The 1,013-nt window shown below is 60.4% G+C and carries 3 protein-coding genes; 1 reads left to right on the forward strand and 2 read right to left on the reverse strand.

Translation table 11 applies throughout. The features are described 5' to 3' along the window. Window positions 1–321: DUF1194 domain-containing protein (locus EOD15_RS34755; RefSeq protein WP_127409327.1), on the forward strand; the 321-nt coding region annotated here is incomplete at its 5' end. A 107-nt stretch (window positions 322–428) separates the two neighbouring features. Here the strand turns inward: EOD15_RS34755 and EOD15_RS34760 are convergent. Together EOD15_RS34760 and EOD15_RS34765 are read right to left on the reverse strand one after the other, a co-directional pair. Further along, window positions 429–731 carry a DUF982 domain-containing protein gene (locus tag EOD15_RS34760; protein WP_127322978.1) on the reverse strand — a complete coding sequence of 101 codons (303 nt, stop codon included), beginning with the start codon at window positions 729–731 and terminating at the stop codon, window positions 429–431. Between the two features lie 139 nt (window positions 732–870). Further along, the coding region (locus EOD15_RS34765; protein ID WP_348629449.1) for an oligopeptide/dipeptide ABC transporter ATP-binding protein at window positions 871–1,013 on the reverse strand (143 nt) is incomplete at its 5' end.

Consider the following 1,013-nt stretch of genomic DNA (forward strand, 5'->3'; position numbering starts at 1 on the left):
GGCAGTCTCCTGCTCGACCAGTTTCCGGGAAAGGCGGCCAAGAAAGTCATCGATATCTCCTCCAATGGCGAGAACAACGACGGGCTTCCCGTCCAGCCGAGCAGGTCGAACGCCATAGCCAAGGGATATACGATCAATGCCATCGCCATCCCGACGGAGGATGAGAATCCCGACGAACCTCTGGCATCCTATTTTGCCAGATCGGTCATTGGCGGTTCCCAGGCCTTCGTCATGACGCCGAAGGGGCCAGACGACTACACGATGGCGCTTCGCCGCAAGCTCGTGACTGAAGTAAGCATGAACGACGAGCGTCCGCTGTGAAAGTGTGCCACGCAGGACGAACTTTCGACCCGCCAGACCGAGCGCATTGCACAACAAGACCCGCCCCGCTGCAGCGCGAGACCTTGTAGGTCCGTCAGGACAACAGCCTATCGCCGCAACGCGTGCACCCTTGCCTCGCCTTCGCCGGGCACCGGCAACGCCATGTCGTCATCGAGAAGGCGCGTGATGCGGGCAAAGCCGGTGAACGCTTTCCTTGCTTCCTCGGCCGACATCTGGCCCGACAAGGCGGCCGAGCAACAATTCAGCGCGCACTGATAAACCGGACCGCGCCGTCCCGTCGGCCATTTCCGCAAGAACATCATGGCTTCGGCAACACTATCGATTTCTTCTACAGGGTGTCCTTGCCCGCGCGAAATCCGCACGGGCGAAAAGAAATGCAATTGATCCATCGTTTCCTCCCGGTCGACCGCAATGCGCTCGATCGAACCCCACCAAACGCGCCAACAGCCGGTTGGTTCCAGATAAAGAATGGAATCTTTTAGAAATCTGTCAGGCGAAGGCGATCACCCGTGCGGTGGTGAGTGTCGCCTACGTCGTCGGGAAGTGGCAGGCGACTTTGCGACCGGGCCGGTATTCCCATAACTGTGGCCGCTCCGAACGGCAGCGCTCCGCCGCGATCGGGCATCGGGGATGGAAACGGCAGCCGGATGGAGGGTTGAGCGGGCTCGGTA

The organism is Mesorhizobium sp. M7A.T.Ca.US.000.02.2.1, assembly GCF_003996995.1.
Classification (GTDB): domain Bacteria; phylum Pseudomonadota; class Alphaproteobacteria; order Rhizobiales; family Rhizobiaceae; genus Mesorhizobium.